We start from the raw sequence: 21,833 nt of genomic DNA on the forward strand, positions 1-21,833 counted from the left end.
CCCGTGCCGCTGGCCGGGAGCCTGAGTTGCAGAGGATTGTGGGAGGCGAAACTTACTGCGTTCTGACAGATTTCGGCGCGCAAGTGCCAAAAATGTCGGGGTATACGCTAGCCGTTTTCAGGGCTGCGCATGGTGCGGTGCAGCCAGCTTCAGCGCCTGCATGGCATTGCGGAGCGGCTCCGCCGGCATATCGCTATGCAGCATCGGAGCCAGGCCCGCGCAAGGCACCCTGCGAAGGCAGGGGGGCGGGCGCGTCAGCCTTGTCGTGTGCTTCGTCGGCGCGGTTCATGCGCCAGGCGTACAGGGCGGCCATCAGCACGTAGACCACCAGCGCCCCCTGGGCACCCACCCAGAACGAGAACGGCCAGCCGAAGAAGTCAAAGCGCAGTTCGCGCGCAAACCAGGCCACCACGAAGGTAACCACGAACCAGACTGCCAGCAGCCCGGCGATCCAGCGCAGGTTGCGATGCCAGGCCCGGCGCTGACGGGCTTCGGCGAGGTCAGGGGCGGGCACGTCGCTCATGAGGTGGGAGTTTCGGTGGGGCGGCGCAGGGTCACGCGGAAATGCGCGCCGGCCAGGCGCGGCGATTGCTGATAGACGTGGTCGGAAATCTGCACGTCGCCGCCGTGTTGCTGCACGATCTCGCGCACGATGGCCAGGCCCAGCCCGCTGCCTTCGGTATTGGTGCCGAGCACGCGGTAGAAGCGCTCCATCACGCGTTCGCGGTCGGCCGGCGCAATGCCCGGGCCGGTGTCTTCCACGTCGAGGTAGGCAAACGGCTCGAAGGCATCGGCGCTGACGCGCACCGTCGCGTGCCCGCCGCGCGGCGTGTAGCGGATGGCATTGTCGAGCAGGTTGTTGAGCATCTCCGTCAGCATCAGCCGGTTGCCCAGCACCGTCACCGGGTGGTCGTCGGCTTCCAGCCCCAGGTCGATGTCGCGCGCCCAGGCTTGCGGCAGCCAGTCCTTGACCACCTCGCGCGCCAGCGCACCCAGGTCAAGCTCGCCCATGCCGCCGGCGCCGGCCAGGTTTTCCATGCGCGCCAGCGACAGCAGCTGCGTGACTAGGTGCGCGGTGCGCTCGGAGCTGCCCGCGATCTGCGCCAGCGAGCGCCGCAGTTCTTCCGGCGACTGCTCGCGCTGCGCCAGCTCGGCCTGCATGCGCAGCCCCGCCAGCGGGGTCTTCATCTGGTGCGCGGCATCGGCGATAAAGCGTTTCTGCGTCTGCACCGACTGGTCCAGCCGCGCCAGCAGGTCGTTGAACGATCCCACCAGCGGCGTGATCTCCTGCGGCGCGGCGCGTTCGTCGATGGGACTGGTGTCGCCGGGGTTGCGCGCGCGGATGCGCTGCTGGATCGCGGTCAGCGGCGCCAGTCCGCGCGAGAGCCCGAACCACACCAGCACCACCGCCAGCGGCAGGATCACGAACTGGGGCAGGATCACGCCCTTGATGATCTCGTTGGCCAGGCGCGCGCGCTTGTCGAGTGTTTCGGCCACCTGCACCAGTACCGGCTGGTTGCCGCTGACATTGCGCAGGTCGATGTAGGTATAGGCCACGCGCACGTCGTTGCCGGCGACGCGGTCGTCGCGCAGCGACACCAGGCCGGCGTGGCCCTGGTCTTCTTCCGACGGCAGCGGCAGGTCGTGGTCGCCGGCGATGTACTCGCCGCGCTTGCCGACCACCTGGTAATAGATATTGTCGGTCTCGTCCGCGCGCAGGATCTCGCGCGCCGACAGGGGCAATTGCAGCGTGACGCGGCCGTTGACCTCGCGCAGCTGCTGCGACAGCACGATGGCACTGGCTTCCAGCGCCCGGTCGAACGGGCCATTGGCGATCGACTTGGCGACCAGGTACGTTACCGCGATGCTCATCGGCCACAGCAGCAGCAGCGGCGCCAGCATCCAGTCGAGGATCTCGCCGAACAGCGAGCGCGGCGCGGGCGTGGCGGTGCTTTCCTCCAGGTGCGGCAGTGCGTCGGCCAGTTCCTGGTCGGCGGCGTCCGGCGGCGTGGCAGGGGAGGGCGGCGGCACGGCGCGGTGCGCGCGCCGCCAGGGCAGTTGCAGCAGGCTCATCTCGACGGTGGTCGCTCGGTTGCGGTCGTGCTCGCCTGCAAGGGTGAGGCTAAGGTGCGGGCCGCGTCAATGGGGCCACATAAACCGGGCCACGTCAGTGCTGCGCCGCCACGGCCGGCTGGAATTTTTCCAGGCAGTAGCCCAGGCCGCGGACCGTGGCGATGCGGATGCCGCCCACCTCGATCTTCTTGCGCAGGCGGTGCACGTAGACTTCGATCGCGTTGTTGCTGACTTCCTCGCCCCACTCGCACAGGTGGTCGACCAGCTGTTCCTTGGACACCAGCCGGCCGCAGCGCGTCAGCAGGATCTCCAGCAGTCCGATCTCGCGCGCCGACAGGTCCAGCATCTGCTCGTTCAGGTAGGCGATGCGGCCGACCTGGTCGAAGGCCAGCGGCCCGTGCCGCATCAGCGTGGCGCCGCCGCCGGCGCCGCGGCGCACCAGCGCGCGCACGCGGGCTTCCAGCTCGGACAGCGCGAAGGGCTTGGCCATGTAGTCGTCGGCGCCCAGGTCCAGGCCCTTGACGCGTTCGTCGACGCTGTCGGCCGCGGTCAGGATCAGCACCGGCAGCATCGCGCCGCGGGCGCGCAGGCGCTTGAGCACCTCCAGGCCGGACATGCGCGGCAGTCCCAGGTCCAGGATCAGCAGGTCGAAGGCCTGGGTAGAGAGGGCCGAGTCGGCGCCCAGCCCGTCGGCAACGTGGTCGACGGCATAACCCGAGTGACGTAGCGAGCGCGTCAGGCCATCGGCCAGCGTGTCGTCATCTTCGGCGATCAGAATACGCATGGTTGTCTCCACCTGGCCGGCATAGCCGGGCGCCTTGAGAATGGGCGCGATGGGGCTTGCCAAGCATACTGTTTTTTTATACAGTACCCGCACATTCCGCTGGGGCCGCCCGGGGATGCTTCCTGAGTGATGCTTCCTGATTGGCGGCCGCGCAGACAGCCGGGCCGGCGCTGGAGCCGGCAAAAGCCGGTGCCGCGCCACATGCGGCCTATTTATACACCATTTGATTCAAGGACGACCATGGACGACAAGAAGGCAGGTGCCGGCGTGAGCGCCGAGAAGCAGAAGGCGCTTGCCGCCGCGCTCTCCCAGATCGAGAAGCAGTTCGGCAAGGGCTCGATCATGCGCCTGGGCGACGGCGAGGTCGAAAAGGACATCCAGGTGGTCTCCACCGGTTCGCTCGGCCTGGACATCGCGCTTGGCGTCGGCGGCCTGCCGCGCGGCCGCGTGGTCGAGATCTATGGTCCGGAATCGTCGGGCAAGACCACGCTGACGCTGCAAGTCGTGGCCGAGATGCAGAAGCTGGGCGGCACCTGCGCCTTTATCGACGCCGAGCACGCGCTCGACGTCAGCTACGCCGGCAAGCTGGGCGTAAACGTCGGCGACCTGCTGATCTCGCAGCCGGACACCGGCGAGCAGGCACTGGAAATCACCGATGCGCTGGTGCGTTCGGGCTCCATCGACCTGATCGTGATCGACTCGGTGGCGGCGCTGGTGCCCAAGGCTGAAATCGAAGGCGAAATGGGCGACTCGCTGCCCGGCCTGCAGGCCCGCCTGATGAGCCAGGCGCTGCGCAAGCTGACCGGCACCATCAAGCGCACCAACTGCCTGGTGATCTTCATCAACCAGATCCGCATGAAGATCGGCGTGATGTTCGGCTCGCCGGAAACCACCACCGGCGGCAACGCGCTGAAGTTCTACGCCTCGGTGCGCCTGGATATCCGCCGCATCGGCTCGATCAAGAAGGGCGACGACGTCATCGGCAACGAGACCAAGGTCAAGGTGGTCAAGAACAAGGTCTCGCCGCCGTTCCGCGAAGCCTTCTTCGACATCCTGTACGGCCAGGGCATCTCCCGCCAGGGCGAGATCATCGACCTGGGCGTGGATGCCAAGATCGTCGAGAAGGCGGGCGCGTGGTACAGCTACAACGGCGACAAGATCGGCCAGGGCAAGGACAACGCGCGCGAGTACCTGCGCGAGAACCCGGACATCGCCGAAGAGATCGAGAACAAGGTGCGTGTGGCGCTGGGCGTGGCGCCGACCAACGTCGTGCCGGCCGAAGCGCTGGAAGGCTGAGCGCCAGCCAGCCACCGGAGCAGCCGGAGGGGCCGGGGCATCGCCGATGCGCCGGCCTTTTTGTTTAGGCCCACGGTGGAAACTTCACGATTTCAATGGCCACCCGTCCCCCCCTGTCCCTGAAAGCCCGCGCCGTCGGCTACCTGTCGCGCCGCGAGCACAGCCGGGCCGAACTGGCGCGCAAGCTCGCGCCCCATGCCGAATCGCCGGAGCAGCTCGAGCAGCTGCTCGATGCGCTCGAGCGCGAGAACTGGCTGTCCAACCAGCGCTTTGCCGACAGCCTGGTCCATCGCCGCGGCGCCCGCTATGGCGCGGCCAGGGTGATGCAGGAAGCCAAGACCCACAAGCTGGGCAGCGAACAGCTGGGCGAACTGCAGGAAAGACTGCGCGCCACCGAGACCGAGCGCGCCCGCGAGGTCTGGCGCAAGCGTTTCGGCGTGCCGCCGGAGACGCCGGAGGCGCGTGCCAGGCAGATCCGCTTCATGGTGGCGCGGGGGTTTTCACGCGCGGTGGTCAGCAAGATCATCCAGGGCGCCGACGAAGCGTACGGCGACGACGCCTGAGCGTAGGCGTGCGGTATCGTCCGCATTTTTCGGCACATTGCCTGCACTGGCATCAGGGTGCTTAGCGCGCGGTCGGCGCGCGGTCGCCCGACAATGCGGCGCGACAGTCGCCGCACAAGGATGTTCCCGGGCAAACCAGCGCGGCATGTTAAACTCCACGGGTTATTCGGTGCTCCGGCGCCGCCGTTCCCAAGCCCCCAGTATTCCAGCCTGGCCATGCCTCTGTCCCAGCCCGTCAACCGCTCCCTGCGCCACCGCCGTGCCATCACGGCCGAGGCGTACCAGAGAGAGGACGGCCTGTGGGATGTGGAGGTGCGCCTGACCGACACCAAGCCCCGCGACATCGAACTTGCCGGCGACCGTATCCGGCCGCAGGGCCAGCCCCTGCACGACCTGTGGCTGCGCGTCACGATCAACGAGGACATGACGGTGCTGGATGCCGAGGCCTGCTCCGACTGGGTGCCGTACCCGTCGCAGTGCGACACCATCGGCCCGGCCTACCGCAAGCTGATCGGGCTGAACCTGCGCAAGGGCTTCCGCAAGGCGGTGCGCGAGCGCCTGGCCGGCATCAACGGCTGTTCCCACCTGACCGAAGCCGCCGGCGTGCTGCCCAGCACCGCGATCCAGGCGTTTGCCGGCGAAGTCATCAGTATCCGCGACAACGGCGAGGACGATCCGAATCCGGAGCCGCCCTATCAGTTGCACGGCTGCCACGCGCTGCGTTTCGACGGCGAGGTGGTCCGTGAGTTTTACCCGCGCTGGTATGGTCACCAGCCGACGCCCAAGGCAAGGGCCGAGGCCGCACCTGCCGCCGCAACCGCGCCTCGGGCGCCCGCCGTGGCCAATGGCGACCGCGGTGGTCAAGCCAACGACGACGGCAACGACGCTGTCCCGGCCGACAGGCCAACCGGCACTTCCGGCTGATTCTCAGGATCGGCCACCCGGACGAGAGAGTTCGTCTCCTTTTTCAGATTTCTCCCTTCTACCTTTTACGCCTACCCGAAAGGAAACACGCATGAATATCCATGAGTATCAAGGCAAGGAAATCCTGCGCAAATACAATGTGCCGGTTCCGCGCGGCATCCCCGCGTTCTCGGTTGACGAGGCCCTGAAGGCCGCAGAACAGCTCGGCGGCCCGGTGTGGGTTGTCAAGGCGCAGATCCACGCGGGTGGCCGCGGCAAGGGCGGCGGCGTCAAGGTTGCCAAGAGCATGGACGAGGTCAAGCAATACGCCTCGAACATCCTGGGCATGCAGCTGGTCACGCACCAGACCGGTCCGGAAGGCAAGAAGGTCAATCGCCTGCTGATCGAAGAAGGCGCCGACATCAAGAAGGAACTGTACGTTTCGCTGGTGGTGGACCGCGTTTCGCAGAAGATCGCGCTGATGGCGTCGAGCGAAGGCGGCATGGACATCGAAGAAGTCGCTGCCCACACCCCGGAAAAGATCCACACCCTGATCATCGAGCCGTCGACCGGCCTGACCGACGCTGACGCCGACGACATCGCCCGCAAGATCGGCGTGCCCGACGCTTCGGTTGCCCAGGCTCGCCAGGCCCTGCAAGGCCTGTACAAGGCGTTCTACGACACCGACGCCTCGCTGGCCGAAATCAACCCGCTGATCCTGACCGGCGATGGCAAGGTCATCGCGCTGGACGCCAAGTTCAACTTCGACTCGAACGCGCTGTTCCGTCACCCGGAAATCGTCGCCTACCGCGACCTGGATGAAGAAGACGCCAACGAAATCGAAGCCTCGAAGTTCGACCTGGCCTACATCTCGCTGGACGGCAACATCGGCTGCCTGGTGAACGGCGCCGGCCTGGCCATGGCCACCATGGACACCATCAAGCTGTTCGGCGGCGAGCCGGCCAACTTCCTCGACGTGGGCGGTGGTGCCACCACCGAGAAGGTGACCGAAGCCTTCAAGCTGATGCTGAGCAACAAGAACGTGCAGGCCATCCTGGTCAACATCTTCGGCGGCATCATGCGTTGCGACGTGATCGCCGAAGGCGTGATCTCCGCTTCCAAGGCCGTGCACCTGACGGTGCCGCTGGTCGTGCGCATGAAGGGCACCAACGAAGACCTCGGCAAGCAGATGCTGGCCGACTCGGGCCTGCCCATCATCTCGGCCGACACGATGGAAGAAGCCGCCCAGAAGGTGGTGGCCGCTGCCGCTGGCAAGTAAGCCGTCGCACGAACGCAACCATACGCGAACGCGCGCGGTGCGCGGGGCTCACTGAGCCCTTGCGCGCGCCGCGCGTAGCCAAGCAAAGGATTACAGCATGTCGATTCTGATCAACAAAGACACCAAGGTCATCACCCAGGGCATCACCGGCAAGACCGGCCAGTTCCACACCCGTGGCTGCCGCGACTACGCCAATGGCAAGAACGCCTTCGTAGCAGGCGTGAACCCCAAGAAGGCCGGCGAAGACTTCGAAGGCATTCCCATCTACGCCAGCGTCAAGGACGCCAAGGCCCAGACCGGCGCCACCGTGTCGGTCATCTACGTGCCGCCCGCGGGCGCCGCCGCCGCGATCTGGGAAGCCGTTGACGCCGACCTGGACCTGGTGGTCTGCATCACCGAAGGCATCCCCGTGCGCGACATGATGGAAGTCAAGGACCGCATGCGCCGCGAGAACAAGAAGACCCTGCTGCTGGGACCGAACTGCCCGGGCCTGATCACGCCGGACGAAATCAAGATCGGCATCATGCCGGGCCACATCCACAAGAAGGGCCGCATCGGCGTGGTGTCGCGCTCGGGCACGCTGACGTACGAAGCCGTGGGCCAGCTGACCGCGCTGGGCCTGGGCCAGTCGTCGGCTGTCGGCATCGGTGGCGACCCCATCAACGGCCTGAAGCACATCGACGTGATGAAGATGTTCAACGACGATCCGGAAACGGACGCCGTGGTCATGATCGGTGAGATCGGCGGTCCGGACGAGGCCAACGCGGCCAACTGGATCAAGGACAACATGAAGAAGCCGGTGGTTGGCTTCATCGCTGGCGTGACCGCGCCTCCGGGCAAGCGCATGGGCCACGCCGGCGCGCTGATCTCGGGCGGTGCCGATACCGCCCAGGCCAAGCTGGAGATCATGGAAGCCTGCGGTATCAAGGTGACCAAGAACCCGTCGGAGATGGGCCGCCTGCTGAAGGCGATGCTGTAAGGTCTCTTGCCGTTCCCGCTGCCGCGGGAAGGCCGGACATGTGATGCCCCCGCCCTCCGGCGGGGGCATTGTCGTTTGGAGTGAGTGATTCTGACGCCATGAAACCCCTGAAGATTACAAAATTGAAATCTAATCGAAAGGTTCATCGGTTAAACAGTCATGTCTGCGCTTTCAGACATCCGAAATTCCGTCAGATGACGGGGCGCGCCGTCGCATAGAACCGCCACTACATAGAACTCGAGGAGCCTTCCCGTGGAACTGCTGTCTTCCACCACTTTCTGGATTGCGTTGGGATCGATCATCCTGACCAACATCGTCCTGTCCGGCGACAACGCGGTGGTGATCGCGCTCGCCTCGCGCAACCTGCCGCCCGCCCAGCAGAAGAAGGCCATCTTCTGGGGCAGCGCCGCCGCCATCATCATGCGCGTGGTGCTGACCGTGGCCGCGGTCAAGCTGCTGAGCCTGCCCTACCTGAAGATCGTCGGCGCCGTGCTGCTGGTCTATATCGGCGTGCAGCTGCTGACCGGCGATGACGGCGAGGAAGGGCACGACGGCAAGGACAATATCTGGGCCGCGATCCGCACTATCCTGATCGCCGACCTGGTGATGTCGCTGGACAACGTGGTCGCCGTGGCCGCCGCCGCGCAGAAGGGCCCCGAGGGCAGCCAGCTGATGCTGCTGATCATCGGCCTGGGCCTGTCGATCCCGCTGATCGTGTTCGGCAGCACGCTGCTGCTCAAGGTGATGGAACGCTTCCCGGTCATCATCGTGCTGGGCGCCGCGCTGCTGGGCTACCTGGCTGGCGAGATGCTGGTCAGCGATCCGGTCGACGCCGCCTGGTTCGAAATCCACGTGCCGCACGCCCACCTGGTATTCGGCGCCGCCGGCGCGATCCTGGTGGTGATCATCGGCAAGCTGCTGAGCCGCCGGTCGGCGCAGCCGGCCTGACGGGGGACTGCATCGCACGGAAGGGCGGCCGGTTGGCCGCCCTTTTTTGTCGCCGCCTTGGCGGACGTCCCTTGTCGGTGCGATTTCCAACTAACTCATGTGAGTGATCGCACTTTTTGTCGCTTCGGCAGGTGGTAGTGCGCACAGGTGACAAAATTTGGCGAAAGCGGCGGGCTTTCCTCTGTCGGGTGACGAAATTTGTCGCTTTTTGCTCCCTACGGAAGGGGGATATGGCTGGCACGCTTACTGCTGTCTAGTCCCCCGCGTCACGAAACCGAAGACGTGCAACGCTTAACCAAAATCTCTTCGAGGGGTCAAATCATGCAACGGGTACAAAAACTGAAGAAGCTGGGCCGTCGTGTCCAGAAGGGTTTTACGCTGATTGAACTGATGATCGTGGTGGCGATTGTTGGTATTTTGGCGGCAATCGCGATTCCGCAATATGCCGACTACACCCAGCGCTCGAAGGTCTCGGGTGCTCTGGCTGGCATTTCCGCGACCAAGACTGCGACCGCAATGTGCATCCAGACTACCGGTGCTGCTGCGGGCTGCACCTCCGGCAGTAGCGATATTCCGGCAGTTATTGCCGTTGGTAATGCCGGAGCAACGATTGCCTACGTCGACGGTCTCAGCGTAACGGACGGCGTGATTACGTTGACGACTACGGGGCAAACTACCGCTCCCGCCAATATGGTGATCACTCTGACCCCGAGACTGGCTGGCGGGGCTGTTACCTGGACGATGGCAGGCACTGGTTGCTCTGTGACGACGGCGGGCCGTGGCATTAACTGCGCCGTCAACTAATTCGCATATTGCTTTGCGAGAAAGCGCCTTCGGGCGCTTTTTCTTTGCCCGCACGACAAGCTATCATGCGCCTTTCCCCAAACCAGGCGCCTCAATGCCGCCGTCCCGGACAACCCTCCCGTCGGCTGCCCTCATCGCAGCATTCGTCTTCCCGCTGCTAGTTTCCCGGCATACGCTCCCACTCGCGACGTTCTACGGCGAATGGACCGCCGCATGCTGCGCGCTCGCGCTGGTCGCGTTCCTGGCGCTTCGCAGGCCCGCCACGCCAGCGGCAACCGCGACGATCTCGCTGCCGTGGGTAGCCTTGCTGTTCTGCTGGCTCGCCGCCGTCGGCCTGACACGCACCGCTCTCGGCCACGCCGATATCACCGGTAGCGCGACCCTCACTATCCTGACCCTGTTGCTAGGCGCAGCCGTGACATGCGCCGCATGGTCATACCGTCGCAGTCCAGCATCCGCAACGCTCAACGCCGGCGACACCCTTGCCATCGCCTTCCTGATCGCCGGCCTGCTCGGCACCGTCACGCAATGGGTCCAGCTCTTCCATCTCGAGCACAGCACGTTCGGCCTCGTTTCCACCTACTTCTACGACGACAACCGCCGCCTCTGGGGCAACCTCAACCAGCCTAACCACCAGGCCACCGTGCACGGCCTGGCACTGGTCGCGTCGGTCTGGCTGGCATCGCGCGGCCGGCTGCGCTTCCCGATGTGGCTGGCCGCCGTGGCATTGCTGGAAAGCGGCATCGTGCTATCGGGATCGCGCACCGGCGTGCTGCACGTCGGGCTGGCCGCGGGCTACGCGGTGGTCGCCGCATGGCTGGCGCGCGGCACGCCGCGCGAGGCGGATCCGATGCGGCGCACGACCGGACTGCTGGTGGCCGCGGTCGCCATGATCGTGATGCTGCTGGCGCTGCAGCCAGCGATCCGCGCCGCCGGCCAGTTGCTCGACTGGCGCCTGTTCGACACCATCGCCCAACTCGAAGCCGAGGACCAGATGTCCGCGCGTGGCGCGCTGTGGGCGCATGCGCTGGCGATGTTCCGCGCGCATCCCTGGCTCGGTGTCGGCTGGGGCGAGTTCGGCTGGGCGCAGTTCATGCAGCTGCCGCAGGTCGGCGTGAAGGTGGAGATGTCCCTGCACGCCCACAATGCCGTGCTGGACCTGCTGGCCAAGACCGGCATTGCCGGCACGCTCGGCGTCGGGCTGATTCTCGCAGCATGGCTGTGGCGCGTGGTGCGGGCGCGGCTCTGGCGGGCTGAAAATGGGGAACGTCGCGAGACGGTGCTGATGCTGGCATGGCTGGCAATGCTGTGCGCGCATTCGATGCTCGAATATCCGCTGCACTACCTGTACTTCTTGCTGCCGTTCTGTTTCCTGCTGGGCTGGCTGGAGCCTGCCGCCGCCGGACCGTGGCGCGTCCCGGCCGGCGTGGCAAAGGGCTTGAGCGCGGCATTCACGGCGCTTGCCGTCGCGATCCTGGCAACCATGTGGCAAGACTACCGCCGCGCCGAGGCACGCGAGTACGCCGCCAGCGACATCCGCAACACCTTGCCGATGCCGCAATTCTGGTTCCGCCAGCATGCACAGGCCGATGCGGCAGGGCTGGCCGTCATCACGCCACAGAATGCGGCGCAACTGCTGCCCGCGCATATCGCCGCGGTGCACCTGCTGCCGACTCCCGCGATGATCGCGCGCACGGCGTGGCTGCTCGCGCTGACTGGCGATGCCGCGCAGGGCCGCCTGTGGATGGAACGGCTGCGCTGGTACTACCTGGGCGATGAGGTGACGCAATATGCCGACCTCATGAAGGCATGCCGGGAACTGTCCGAGGGCGAACGCCCGCAGGCGTTCTGCGCCTGGGTCACCGACCGCTCGCGCCGGCTCTCGGCATGGGGCCGTAACTGATCTAGTAGTACGGCACGTAATAGGCCGGCGGCGGGGGCGGCGAATAGTAGTAATACCGCGGCGCCGGCGCTGCGGCCACCCGCCCCGGGACCGGCACGCGGTTGCCGCTGGCATACATGCACTGCACGTAGGCGGCATCGTATTGCCGCTGCGTGCCATAGCCCGCGTACTGCGCGTTGCCGGCGCCAACCGCGGCGCCCGTCAGCAGGCCCACGCCGGCGCCAACCGCCGCGCCCGATCCGCCATTGAACGCCGCACCGGCCGCCGCGCCCAGCGCGGTGCCGACCACGGCGCTGCCGACCGCCGCGTTATTGGCGGCCTGCGAGGAACTCACGCCCCCGACCTGCCCGAAGGCGAACTGGCGGCAGTTGTAGTCGTCGGCGCGGAACTGGTCGAAGCTCTTGCCGGTGCCCGGCAACGCCATCACGCTCGGGCCCGAAGGCATCACGACGCAGGCGCCGAGGGTCAGGGTGGCCACGGCGAGCGTGGCGCGGGTCAGGACTCGCATGCTGCACTCCACGCTGTCAGTAGTTGGCCGGCGGCTGGGCCGGCACGCGTTGCCAGCCCCCCGGGCACGATTGCACGTAGGGGTAGTAACCTTCCGGCTGGTTGCAGTGATACCACCAGCCCTGGTCCTGCGGCACTGCCCGCTCGGGCCCCGGTGCCGGCACCGGCCCGTTGGGCCCCTGCTCGATGTATTGAGGTGGCTCGGCCGGCACGGTGACGGCCGGAGCCGGGTAGTAGTACGGCGCAGGGTAGGCAGGGTAGTAATACGGGTAGCCGCCGAACACGACGCCGGGCCCGAAATAGAAGCCCACGCCGACACGCGTCTTGATCATGCCCCCGCGTGTGTCCGCGTCATGCCAGCCGGCATCGTGGAGATCGGCCCGCCCGGCAAGGGCGGCGCCGCTCGCGGCCGTGGCCGCCAGTGCCAGTACCAGCTGGCAGAGCTTGCGCCCGTTCATGGTATTCACCTTTCCCGCGCATGGCCGAAAGGCTCGCCGCGGGCAGTGGCAGCCGGCCGCGAAATGCGCCGGCCCGCAATCGTATTGAATACCAAATTGTCGTGCGCAGGCGCCCACGGCGGCGCATGTGGAAATGCGGCGTTACCTTTATTACCGGGGAACGACAGTCCGATAGGACGCCGTGAACTGGCGCGGCACGACAAAGCAGTCGTCCCCGGATTCGCCCATGTGTGCCGGCCTATTCGGCAAACAGGTCCGGACCAAACACCTCGTAATGAATGCGCGCTTCATGGACGCCGAGATTCTTCAGTGCATCATGCTGCATGCGCATGAAGGGAATCGGGCCGCAGATGTAGTAATCGGCATCGGGCAGCAGAATCGATTTTTCGATCAGCTTGACGTCTACCAGCCCCGCGTAATCGTAGTCGCGCCCTTGCACGTCCTCCGGCAGGGGCTGGTCATAGAAAACGATGAGGTCGAAGTTCTCGTAGGTCTTCGCCGCCTCGCGCAGCTTGTCCCGCATGGCATGCACGGCACTGTTGCGTGCGCCGTGCGCGAATACGACTTTCCGCGGCGGCGCCTGCAGCGCGGTCTTGAGCATGCTGATCATCGGCGTCAGCCCCACGCCGCCGCTGATCAGCACAATGGGCGTGCTGGCGTTGACGTCGATATGGAAACTCCCGTAAGGCGTAGCCAGCTTTACCTCGTCGCCGACATTGACGTGGTCGTGCAGCAGGTTGGAAACATAGCCGGGAGGCTGGGTGCCGCCGCCTTCCCGCTTGACCGAAATCCGATAGCTGCGCCCGTTCGGCATGTCGGACAAGCTGTACTGGCGGATCTGCTGCAGGCCTAGCGCGGGCACATTGACTGCAATGCTGGTGTATTGGCCGGGTTTGAAGTTCGCTACCGGCTTGCCGTCGACCGGCTCAAGGACGAAGGACGTGATCACGCCGCTCTCCGGGCGCTTCTCGCGCACGACAAAGGATCGCCACCCCGTCCAGCCACCGGCCTGCTCGGCCGAACCTTCGTAAAGCGCGCTCTCCATGCCCATCAGGACATCGGCGAGGTTGCCATAGGCTTGCGCCCACGCGGAGATGATTTCCTCGGTCGCTGCGCTGCCCAGGACTTCCTTGATGGCCGCCAGCAGATGCTCGCCGACGATCGGGTACTGTTCCGGCTTGACGCCCAGGCTCGCGTGCTTGTTGGCAATATTGTTCAGCACGGCCATCAGGCTGCCCGGGTCTTCGATATTCTCCGCATACGCGTAGACCGCCCGCGCCAATGCCTGCTGCTGCTCGCCCCGTTCCTGGTGCGCCATGTTGAACACATTCTTCAGTTCGGGGTGCGCTTCGAACATGCGCTTATAGAAGCACTTGATAATGTCGTAGCCGTGTTCCGCCAAAACCGGCGCGGTGGCTTTCACGATGTCCTTGGTCTTCTGTGTCAGCATTGCCTCTCTCCTTTGGCAAGGTGATGGGAGCCGGGCGCGATGCGCGCTTCCCGGTGCCCTGAGCAATGTCTAGTCTAGGTGCCGTGATTGTCGTTTGGTGCGTGCTGCCCCCGGGCGGTGCCGGCATTGTCGAACTCATCTCCCATGTGATAATCGCGCGATCATGGCTGAATCGTCAAAACCCCTGAATACACGCCTCGGCGGCACCCTCAAAACCTGGAACGAGGATAAGGGGTTCGGGTTTATTGCCCCGTCGAATGGTGGTCAGGACATCTTCGTTCATATTTCGGATTATCCCAGGCAGGGCGGTCTGCCGAAGATTGGCGAGTCATTGACGTTCCTTGTCATGCTCGACAAGGACGGCAAGAAGAAGGCCATTCTTGTTCAACGGCCCGGGGGCAATCCGACGGCGCGACCCCGAAGCCGTATGCACGCACCGGTGCGCCAGGGAAAATCCATTGGCTCTCGTCTGGCTGGATGCATCGCTGTTGCCGTACTGTGCGTGCTTGGATACAAGTACTTCGCCCCGATGCCCGGCGCGTCGGAGACTTTGGCCCCTGGCGCAAATATGGCCCCGACCTCGGCAGCGTCCATCCCCTTCCGGTGTGACGGCAGGACACATTGTTCTCAGATGACCTCTTGCAACGAGGCCAAGTACTTCCTGAAGCATTGTCCAGACACTGCGATGGACGGTGATGGCGATGGCACCCCCTGCGAGTCCCAGTGGTGTACGAGCGTTTTTTCCAGATAGATCGCTCGTGTGCGCTTTGTGTGCGATAGCCCGGCAACCCGCTTCGGCGGGATCTGCGTCGAACCAAGGCTTACGAAACAGTCACCTGGTATCGCCCGCCACCCAGTCTCCCGACTTCCCGCCATGCTTTTCCAGCAGCTTCACATTGCCGATCACCATGCCCCGGTCCACTGCCTTGCACATGTCGTAGATCGTCAGCAGCGCCACCTGCACGCCGGTCAGCGCCTCCATCTCGACGCCGGTCTGGCCGCGGGTCTCGGTGCGCACGGTGCAGGCGACGGTGGCATTGGCCTCGTCGAGCGCAAAGTCGACCGCGACCTTGGTCAGCCCGATCGGATGGCACAGCGGGATCAGGTCAGAGGTGCGCTTGGTGGCCATGATCGCGGCCACGCGCGCGATGCCGAGCACGTCGCCCTTCTTGGCATTGCCGTCGCGCACCAGCGCGAAGGTGTCGGGCAGCATGGTGATGGTGCCGGTGGCCACGGCCACGCGGTGCGTGCTGGCCTTGTCGCCGACGTCGACCATATGGGCCTGGCCGGCGGTATCGAAATGGGTGAGCTGGGTCATGGCTGGGCTTTGTGCAGGAGGCCTGGGGCGGGGGTGACAACCGTCTGATGGGAACGGCCACCGGAGGCCGCTATCATAGCAACATGCCGAAACAACCATCGCTTCGCAGGTCTGCCGCACCCGGTCATTGCGCCGCGGCGGAAGCCGCGCCTGCCGGTTCCGCGTCACATCGAGGTGGCTCCGGGTCGCCCTGGCGGCGATCGCTGGCGGCGCTGCTGGCGCTGAGCATCGCGTCGCCGGCGTGGCCGCAGGCAACGCCCCGCGCGCCAGCCTCGGCTCCGGTCCCTGCAGCGCCGGCCGCGCGCGCGCCGCAGCCGGTACCGTCGCTGTCGGGCGATGCCAGCGACCAGGTCTACGACAACCTGAACCGCAGCATCAAGGCGGGCCAGAAGTCCGAGTTCGGCCTGCGCACCAACAATCCGGTGGTCGAGGGCGGCGGGGTGCAGCTGCCTGACCTGGGCGACCCGTCCACGGCATCGCTGTCGCCCGACATGGAAAAGCGCCTGGGCGACCGCATCATGCGCGATATCCGCCGCGATCCGCTGTACGTGCCGGATCCGCTGCTGTCGGATTACCTGAACGCGCTCGGCTACCGGCTGGTGCAGGCGGCGCGGCGGCAGAGCATTTCAGGCTCGACCGGCGCCGGCACCTTTGCCACCGGCTTCGACCTGTTCGCGGTGCGCGACCGCAGCATCAACGCCTTCGCGCTGCCGGGCGGCTATATCGGCGTGCATACGGGGCTGCTGGTGCAGTCCGATACCGAGTCGGAACTGGCCTCGGTGCTGGGCCATGAAATCGGCCACGTGATGCAGCGCCATATCGCGCGCGGCATCACGTCGCAGGACCAGTCGATGTGGATCGCGCTGGCGTCGATGGTGCTGGCCGGCCTGGCCGCCACGCGCAGCCCCGATGCCGCGGCGGCGCTGGCGATGGGCGGGCAGGGCGCCGCCATTGCCAACCAGCTGTCGTTCTCGCGCGGCGCGGAGCGCGAGGCCGACCGCGTCGGTTTCCAGATCATGACCGCGGCGGGCTTCGACCCGCAGGGCATGCCCGATTTCTTCGCGCGGCTGCAGCGCGTGTCCGGCATCTCGGAAAGCTCGGTGCCGTCCTATGTGCGCACCCACCCGCTGACTTCCGAGCGCCTTGCCGACATGCAGGACCGCGTGAGCCACGCCAACGCGCGCAAGGTGCCCAATACGCCCGAGTACGAGTTCGCACGGATGCGCGCGCGCGTGATCCAGGAATCGTCGCCGAGCGACCTGCAGGCCCTGCGCAACGCGCTGCGCGCGCAGCTGCCGGGCGCCTCGGCGCTGCGCGCGCCGGCGCTGCACTACGGCCTCGCCTTCACCGAGCAGCGCCTCGGCCGTGCCGCTGCCGCGGAGCAGGAACTGGCCGAGGCGCGGCGGCTGTACGGCACCATCCCCGGCGCCAGCTCGGGCAGCCCCATGCTGGACGTGATGGCGATCCAGCTGGCGCGCGCGCAGGGCCGCGTGCCCGAGGCGCTGGCGCAGGCCACGGCGTCGATGAAAGCCTTCCCGCTCTCTCATGCGGTCTCGGTCGTCTATGCCGAGACCCTGGTCGGCTCGGGCCGCTATGACGAGGCGGTGCGCTTCCTGCGCGAACGCACGCGCCAGGAAACCAGCCGCAGCGATTGGTGGGAGATGCTGGCGCGCGCGTACGCCGGCCAGGGCAAGCGGGTGCAGCAGCACCAGGCGCTGGCCGAGAAGTACGCAATGGATGGCGCCTACCAGGCCGCGATCGAACAGCTGCAGATCGCCCGCAAGGCCGGAGACGGCGACTTCTATACGCTGTCCGAGGTCGACGCCCGCCTGCACCAGCTGGAGCGCCAGTACCGCGAGGACAAGCAGGACAGCAAGGGCATACCGAACTGAGGCAGGCCCCGCCGGGGCCGGACGGCGTCAGGCTGCCGGCTGGCGCACGAAGCCGAAGCGCTTCGGCACCTCGCTTTCGGCGATGGGTTCGATCGGCAGGTCGCGGCCGCCGTGGTGGAACAGGCCGAGTTCGGTGCCGCAGGCTTCGCCATGCCAGGTGCTGCTGCCGCTGAAGGTTTCGAGGTCATGGTCGTGCAGCAGCGCGGCCTGCGTGCCGTCCACGCCGTCGACCGTCCCCGACAGCACCACGTTGCCATGCTCGTCGGCGTAGCAGGCCTGCAGCGTAAAGGGCTGCTGCGAGGTCGTGCAAAGCGCGCCCTGGTGCAGCCGCACGATCCACGGCGTGTACGCCAGCGCCACGAACACCTTCTGCGGCCCGTTCTGGAAATACCACGCGCCGCGCTCGTCGCACAGGTAGTTGCGTTCGATAAAGGCGACCAGCGCTTCGTTGCGCACCGGCTCGCCGGACAGGCCGTGCTGCTGGGCGTATTCATTGCGCAGGCGCCACTGCCCGCGCCGGTCCAGCGCGAGCCAGCCATAGGCGTTGGGCACGTTGGGCCAGCGCGCCATGGCTTGCCTGACGATGTCGTCCATCTCCGTCTCCTCTGCCGGCAAGGCGCCACGCAAGCCGCCGGCGGCTTTACATCATGCTGTCGAAAAAGCGCAGGATCCGCGCCGGCAGCCATTCGATATGGCCGCCGAAGGCTACGCCCGACTGGCTGTCGGGCAGCCACAGATGGCGCCGCCAGCCTTCATCGGGGGTCATGAAGCCGACATGGCCGCCGTGCTCCGGCTGCTCCAGCCAGACCTGCGGGCTGACGTCGGCCGGGCCGGGCAGGTGCTGCCCGGGCAGGAACGGATCGTTGCGCGCGTTGAGCACCAGCGTGGGCACGGCGATCGCGCCGAGCACCGGCTTGCTGGCGGCGCGGCGCCAGTAGTCGTCGGTATCGGCATAGCCGTGCAGCGGTGCCGTGACCACGTTGTCGAAGGCGTACAGGTCGCGGCTGGCCAGCATCGCCGCGCGGTCGAACAGGCCGGGGAACTGCCCGAGCTTGGCCAGCGACTTGCGCTTGAGGGTCTGCAGGAACATGCGCGTATAGAGCATGTTGAAGCCGGCCGACAGCGCCGCGCCGCCGGCGGCCAGGTCCAGCGGCGCCGAGATCGCGGCAGCGGCGTGCACATGGCCGGCACCGTTGCCGTCTTCGCCCAGCAACCGCAGCAGCGCGTTGCCGCCCAGCGAGATGCCGACCACCAGCAGCTTGCGGCCATCGGCGCAGTGCTGCCGGTGCACGCGCTCCAGCACCCAGCGCAGCTCGGCCGAATCGCCCGAGTGGTAGAAGCGCGGCGCCAGGTTGAGCTCGCCGGAGCAGCCGCGGAAATGCGGCACCACGCCCTGCCAGCCGCGCATGCCGAGCGCGTGCATCAGCGCCTGCGCGTAGTGGCTGTTCGAATTGCCCTCCAGCCCATGGAACATCACCACCAGCGGCGTGTCCGGCTGCACCGGGTGGGTGGTCCAGTCGAGGTCGATGAAGTCGCCGTCAGGCGTGTCCCAGCGCTCGCGCCGACAGGCGACACGCGGCGGGCGGCGTGTAAAGCGGGCGGGGATGATGGTCTGGGCATGGCCGCCGCGCAGCCACCAGGGCATGGCGATGCCGTCGCCGTAGCCGTGGCCATGCTCGTGCGGCGTGGCGGCAACAGGCAAGCGATGCGTCAGGAGGTCGGGGCGCTGCGTCATGCCAGCTCGGTGATGCGGTCTTGCGATCTTGCGTACTTGCGTTCTTGCAGTCCTGCCTGGTTGCAGCCGGGCAGCGCGGCCGGCGGGCTCAGTGCAGCGCCTGGCCGGGCGCCGCGGCTACCGCGGCCACCTGCAGGGCGTTGGCCGGGCTGCAGTGGATATGCGCCAGGCGCCAGCCTTCGTGGTTCTGCATCAGCACATAGGTGGTGTGCACGTACAGGTCGGCCTCGACCCGGTCGCTGCCAAAGCGCAGCGCCTCGGTCACGTCGAAGATCGACACGGCCATCGATGCGTGGCTGCTGGTTTCGATCGCGTCGACCAGCACCGGCTGCTCTTCCAGCAGCTGCGAGAACGCCTGGCGCAGCTGTTCGTGGCCGATCATGCGCTGGCCGTCGGGCAGCACGCAGGTGATCGAATCCTCGTCCAGCCACAGGCGCAGCGCGCCTTCGGCATCGCGCCGCTTGAGCGCCTCGCGGAAGGCTTCGACGATGTCTTCGGCAGAATCGAACAGGCGGGCAAAACGAGGCATGATGGCAGTGTCAGGGTATCAGGGCCGGTGCAGCAGCTTGCGCAGCTCAACGAAGACCATTTCGGGTTCGATCTCTTTCAGGCAGCGCAGGTGGCCCAGCGGGCACTCGCGCTTGAAGCACGGGCTGCACTCCAGCTGCAGCCACATGATACTCGCAGCCTGTGACAGCGGCGGCGTATGGCGCGGATCGCTCGAGCCATAGACCGCCACCTGCGGCCGGTTCAGCGCCGCGGTCACGTGCATCAGGCCGGAATCGTTGCAGACCGCGGCCTCGGACAGCGCCAGCAGGTCGACGGCGTCGTCGAGCGAGGTCTGCCCGCACAGGTTGCGCACGAACGGTGCGTCCTTGACGATCTCGGCGGCGATCTCGGCGTCCTTGGCCGAGCCCAGCGTGATCATCTGCGCGTACGGGTAGGAGCGGCGCAGCATCTGCGCCAGCCTGGCGAAGTGGCTGGAGGGCCAGCGCTTGGCGGGGCCGTACTCGGCGCCCGGGCAGAACGCGATCACGCGCGTGTGCGGGGCGATGCCGAAGCGCTCGGCGGTCGCCGCCATGCGCGCCGGGTCCACGCGCAGGCGCGGCTCGGGGATGTTCTCGGGCAGGCGCGCGCCGGGCTTGAGCGCGAGGCGGGCATAGTGCTCGACCATCGGCGGGCGGTGGTCGCGCGGTGGGTTGGCATGGCGCACGTTGAGCATGCCGAAGCGCGCTTCGCCACGGTAGCCGATGCGCAGCGGAATGCCGGCCAGCCACGGGATCAGCGCCGACTTGAGCGAATTCGGCAGCACGTAGGCGAGGTCGTAGCCTTCGTTCTTGAGCTGCTGCGCGAACATCAGCCGCGCCGACAGCTGCAGCTTGCCGTGCGCCAGGTCGGACGGGAACACGCGGCCGATCTCGGGCATGCGCGCGAGCACCGGCGCCACCCACTTGGGCGCGAGGGCGTCGATGACCAGGCGCGGATGGCGCGCCTTGAGCAGCGCGAACAGCGGCTGCGCCATCAGGGCGTCGCCGATCCAGTTGGGGGCGATGACGAGGGCTTTCTTCATGGGCGGGGCGCGGGGGGCCGGTTCGCCGGCACGATCGCAAACACGGGCGCCGGCACAATCGCCGGGAACAGCAACGCCCCGGGGCGCCTGCGGGCGGCCCGGAGCGTCAGGGTCGTGCGAAAACCGGCGGCTCGGGTCAGTGGTGGCCCTTCAGCACGGTGCCCGGCTTGAGCTTGTAGACGGTACCGCAGTACGGGCACTTGGCTTCGCCGGTGTCGGCCACGTCCAGGAACACGCGCGGGTGGTAGTTCCAGGCCGGGGTGCTGGCGGTGGGGCAGTGCAGCGGAATGTCTTCGGCGCCGATTTCGATGATGGTGGCGGTTTGCGTCATGGTGTTGCGGGGATTGAGGCTTGTTGTTCGTCAAAACAAGGGGCGTGCCACGCGCGCACGGCGGCGGGTGCGGGGCACGAGGGCTGGGGGCCGGTGCTCAGACCAGCGTCAGCCACTTCTTGTACTTCTCGTCGGTGCCGCCCACGGCGGCAAAGAACGCGTCCTGGATCTGCCTGGTCACCGGGCCGCGGCGGCCTTCGCCGATGACGCGGTCGTCCAGTTCGCGGATCGGCGTGACTTCGGCGGCGGTGCCGGTGAAGAAGGCTTCGTCGGCGCAGTACATCTCGTCGCGGGTGATGCGCTTCTCGCGCACCTCGATGCCCAGGTCGCGCGCGATGGTCAGCGTGGCGTCGCGCGTGATGCCGTCCAGGCACGAGGCCAGGTCCGGCGTGTAGATCACGCCATTGCGCACGATGAAGACGTTCTCGCCCGAGCCTTCGCTGACATAGCCTTCGGTGTCGAGCAGCAGCGCTTCGTCGTAGCCCAGGCCGGTCGCTTCCTGGTTGGCCAGGATCGAGTTGATGTAGTAGCCGCTGGCCTTGGCGCGCACCAGCGACACGTTGACGTGGTGGCGGGTGAACGACGAGGTCTTCACGCGGATGCCGCGCTCCATGCCTTCCTCGCCCAGGTAGGCGCCCCACGGCCACGCCGCGATCGCCACGTGGATGGTGTTGCCCTTGGCCGACACGCCCAGCTTTTCCGAGCCGATCCACACGATCGGGCGGATGTAGCAGGATTCCAGGTTGTTGGCGCGCACCACTTCGCGCGTGGCGGCTTCCAGGGTGGTCTCGTCGAACGGCATGGCCATCTGGAAGATCTTGGCGGAGTTGAACAGGCGGCGGGTGTGCTCTTTCAGGCGGAAGATGGCGGTGCCTTCGGGGGTCTTGTAGGCGCGCACGCCCTCGAACACGCCCATGCCGTAGTGCAGCGTATGCGTCAGCACGTGGATCTTGGCGTCGCGCCATTCGATCAGCTTGCCGTCCATCCAGATCTTGCCGTCGCGATCCGCCATCGACATGTCTATTCTCCCAGCGCCGTGA

23 protein-coding genes are annotated in these 21,833 nt (G+C 66.6%); 10 read left to right on the forward strand and 13 right to left on the reverse strand.

Annotation, left to right across the window (positions count from 1 at the left end):
• Window positions 1-193: 193 nt before the first annotated feature.
• The 3 genes from JTE92_RS14785 to JTE92_RS14795 form a co-directional block, all read right to left on the reverse strand.
• Window positions 194-523, reverse strand: coding sequence for a DUF4212 domain-containing protein (locus JTE92_RS14785; RefSeq protein ID WP_063236839.1), 330 nt, complete (start codon window positions 521-523; stop codon window positions 194-196).
• A complete protein-coding gene (locus JTE92_RS14790; protein WP_063236840.1) occupies window positions 520-2,073 on the reverse strand; it encodes a sensor histidine kinase in 1,554 nt (517 codons plus the stop codon). The genes JTE92_RS14785 and JTE92_RS14790 overlap by 4 nt, the downstream gene beginning before the upstream one ends.
• A gap of 94 nt (window positions 2,074-2,167) precedes the next feature.
• Window positions 2,168-2,857 (reverse strand): response regulator transcription factor, encoded by a 690-nt coding sequence (locus JTE92_RS14795; protein ID WP_063236970.1) that lies wholly within the window; start codon window positions 2,855-2,857, stop codon window positions 2,168-2,170.
• Between the two features lie 240 nt (window positions 2,858-3,097).
• Between JTE92_RS14795 and recA the strand changes: the two genes are divergently transcribed.
• From recA to JTE92_RS14835, 8 genes are all read left to right on the forward strand, one after another.
• Window positions 3,098-4,153 carry a recombinase RecA gene (gene recA / locus JTE92_RS14800; protein WP_063236841.1) on the forward strand — a complete coding sequence of 352 codons (1,056 nt, stop codon included), beginning with the start codon at window positions 3,098-3,100 and terminating at the stop codon, window positions 4,151-4,153.
• A 95-nt stretch (window positions 4,154-4,248) separates the two neighbouring features.
• Window positions 4,249-4,716 carry a recombination regulator RecX gene (gene recX / locus JTE92_RS14805; protein WP_063236842.1) on the forward strand — a complete coding sequence of 156 codons (468 nt, stop codon included), beginning with the start codon at window positions 4,249-4,251 and terminating at the stop codon, window positions 4,714-4,716.
• 216 nt (window positions 4,717-4,932) lie between these two features.
• On the forward strand, window positions 4,933-5,640 hold the full coding sequence (locus JTE92_RS14810; protein WP_063236843.1) for a DUF2889 domain-containing protein: 708 nt from the start codon (window positions 4,933-4,935) through the stop codon (window positions 5,638-5,640).
• A 91-nt stretch (window positions 5,641-5,731) separates the two neighbouring features.
• Window positions 5,732-6,898, forward strand: a complete 1,167-nt coding sequence (gene sucC / locus JTE92_RS14815; protein ID WP_063236844.1) for an ADP-forming succinate--CoA ligase subunit beta — start codon at window positions 5,732-5,734, stop codon at window positions 6,896-6,898.
• 97 nt (window positions 6,899-6,995) lie between these two features.
• On the forward strand, window positions 6,996-7,877 hold the full coding sequence (gene sucD, locus JTE92_RS14820; protein WP_062796940.1) for a succinate--CoA ligase subunit alpha: 882 nt from the start codon (window positions 6,996-6,998) through the stop codon (window positions 7,875-7,877).
• Between the two features lie 252 nt (window positions 7,878-8,129).
• A complete protein-coding gene (locus JTE92_RS14825; protein ID WP_063236845.1) occupies window positions 8,130-8,825 on the forward strand; it encodes a TerC family protein in 696 nt (231 codons plus the stop codon).
• Window positions 8,826-9,146: 321 nt separating this feature from the next.
• A complete protein-coding gene (locus JTE92_RS14830; RefSeq protein WP_063236846.1) occupies window positions 9,147-9,629 on the forward strand; it encodes a pilin in 483 nt (160 codons plus the stop codon).
• A 94-nt stretch (window positions 9,630-9,723) separates the two neighbouring features.
• Entirely contained in the window at window positions 9,724-11,532 is a 1,809-nt protein-coding gene (locus JTE92_RS14835; protein WP_063236847.1) for a PglL family O-oligosaccharyltransferase, read from the forward strand.
• A gap of 1 nt (window position 11,533) precedes the next feature.
• Here JTE92_RS14835 and JTE92_RS14840 read toward each other — a convergent pair whose 3' ends face one another.
• The 3 genes from JTE92_RS14840 to hmpA form a co-directional block, all read right to left on the reverse strand.
• The gene (locus tag JTE92_RS14840) at window positions 11,534-12,040 is read right to left on the reverse strand and encodes a glycine zipper family protein (RefSeq protein ID WP_063236848.1); all 507 of its coding nucleotides are present in this window, start codon (window positions 12,038-12,040) and stop codon (window positions 11,534-11,536) included.
• Between the two features lie 16 nt (window positions 12,041-12,056).
• Window positions 12,057-12,497: a hypothetical protein gene (locus JTE92_RS14845; protein ID WP_063236849.1), complete on the reverse strand. Its 441-nt coding sequence runs from the start codon at window positions 12,495-12,497 to the stop codon at window positions 12,057-12,059.
• A 238-nt stretch (window positions 12,498-12,735) separates the two neighbouring features.
• Window positions 12,736-13,947: an NO-inducible flavohemoprotein gene (gene hmpA / locus JTE92_RS14850; protein ID WP_063236850.1), complete on the reverse strand. Its 1,212-nt coding sequence runs from the start codon at window positions 13,945-13,947 to the stop codon at window positions 12,736-12,738.
• A 163-nt stretch (window positions 13,948-14,110) separates the two neighbouring features.
• On the opposite strand from hmpA, the gene JTE92_RS14855 reads away from it, so the two are divergent.
• Window positions 14,111-14,698: a cold shock domain-containing protein gene (locus tag JTE92_RS14855; protein ID WP_084254418.1), complete on the forward strand. Its 588-nt coding sequence runs from the start codon at window positions 14,111-14,113 to the stop codon at window positions 14,696-14,698.
• An 81-nt stretch (window positions 14,699-14,779) separates the two neighbouring features.
• Here the strand turns inward: JTE92_RS14855 and moaC are convergent, their stop codons facing one another.
• Window positions 14,780-15,265, reverse strand: a complete 486-nt coding sequence (gene moaC / locus JTE92_RS14860; RefSeq protein WP_063236851.1) for a cyclic pyranopterin monophosphate synthase MoaC — start codon at window positions 15,263-15,265, stop codon at window positions 14,780-14,782.
• Between the two features lie 83 nt (window positions 15,266-15,348).
• Here moaC and JTE92_RS14865 point away from each other — a divergent pair, with 83 nt between their 5' ends.
• Window positions 15,349-17,157 carry a M48 family metalloprotease gene (locus tag JTE92_RS14865; protein WP_063236852.1) on the forward strand — a complete coding sequence of 603 codons (1,809 nt, stop codon included), beginning with the start codon at window positions 15,349-15,351 and terminating at the stop codon, window positions 17,155-17,157.
• A 27-nt stretch (window positions 17,158-17,184) separates the two neighbouring features.
• Here JTE92_RS14865 and JTE92_RS14870 read toward each other — a convergent pair whose 3' ends face one another.
• The 6 genes from JTE92_RS14870 to JTE92_RS14895 form a co-directional block, all read right to left on the reverse strand.
• Complete coding sequence (locus tag JTE92_RS14870) at window positions 17,185-17,751, reverse strand: DUF2946 family protein (RefSeq protein WP_063236853.1); 567 nt, start codon at window positions 17,749-17,751, stop codon at window positions 17,185-17,187.
• A gap of 46 nt (window positions 17,752-17,797) precedes the next feature.
• Window positions 17,798-18,892 carry a YheT family hydrolase gene (locus JTE92_RS14875; protein WP_063236854.1) on the reverse strand — a complete coding sequence of 365 codons (1,095 nt, stop codon included), beginning with the start codon at window positions 18,890-18,892 and terminating at the stop codon, window positions 17,798-17,800.
• Window positions 18,893-18,980: 88 nt separating this feature from the next.
• Window positions 18,981-19,421 (reverse strand): YybH family protein, encoded by a 441-nt coding sequence (locus JTE92_RS14880; RefSeq protein WP_063236855.1) that lies wholly within the window; start codon window positions 19,419-19,421, stop codon window positions 18,981-18,983.
• Window positions 19,422-19,439: 18 nt separating this feature from the next.
• A complete protein-coding gene (waaF, locus tag JTE92_RS14885; protein ID WP_063236856.1) occupies window positions 19,440-20,462 on the reverse strand; it encodes a lipopolysaccharide heptosyltransferase II in 1,023 nt (340 codons plus the stop codon).
• Window positions 20,463-20,598: 136 nt separating this feature from the next.
• Entirely contained in the window at window positions 20,599-20,793 is a 195-nt protein-coding gene (locus JTE92_RS14890; protein WP_013955639.1) for a zinc-finger domain-containing protein, read from the reverse strand.
• A gap of 97 nt (window positions 20,794-20,890) precedes the next feature.
• Entirely contained in the window at window positions 20,891-21,811 is a 921-nt protein-coding gene (locus JTE92_RS14895; RefSeq protein ID WP_063236857.1) for a branched-chain amino acid transaminase, read from the reverse strand.
• Between the last annotated feature and the right edge of the window lie 22 nt (window positions 21,812-21,833).

It is taken from the genome of Cupriavidus oxalaticus (genome assembly GCF_016894385.1).
Classification (GTDB): domain Bacteria; phylum Pseudomonadota; class Gammaproteobacteria; order Burkholderiales; family Burkholderiaceae; genus Cupriavidus; species Cupriavidus oxalaticus.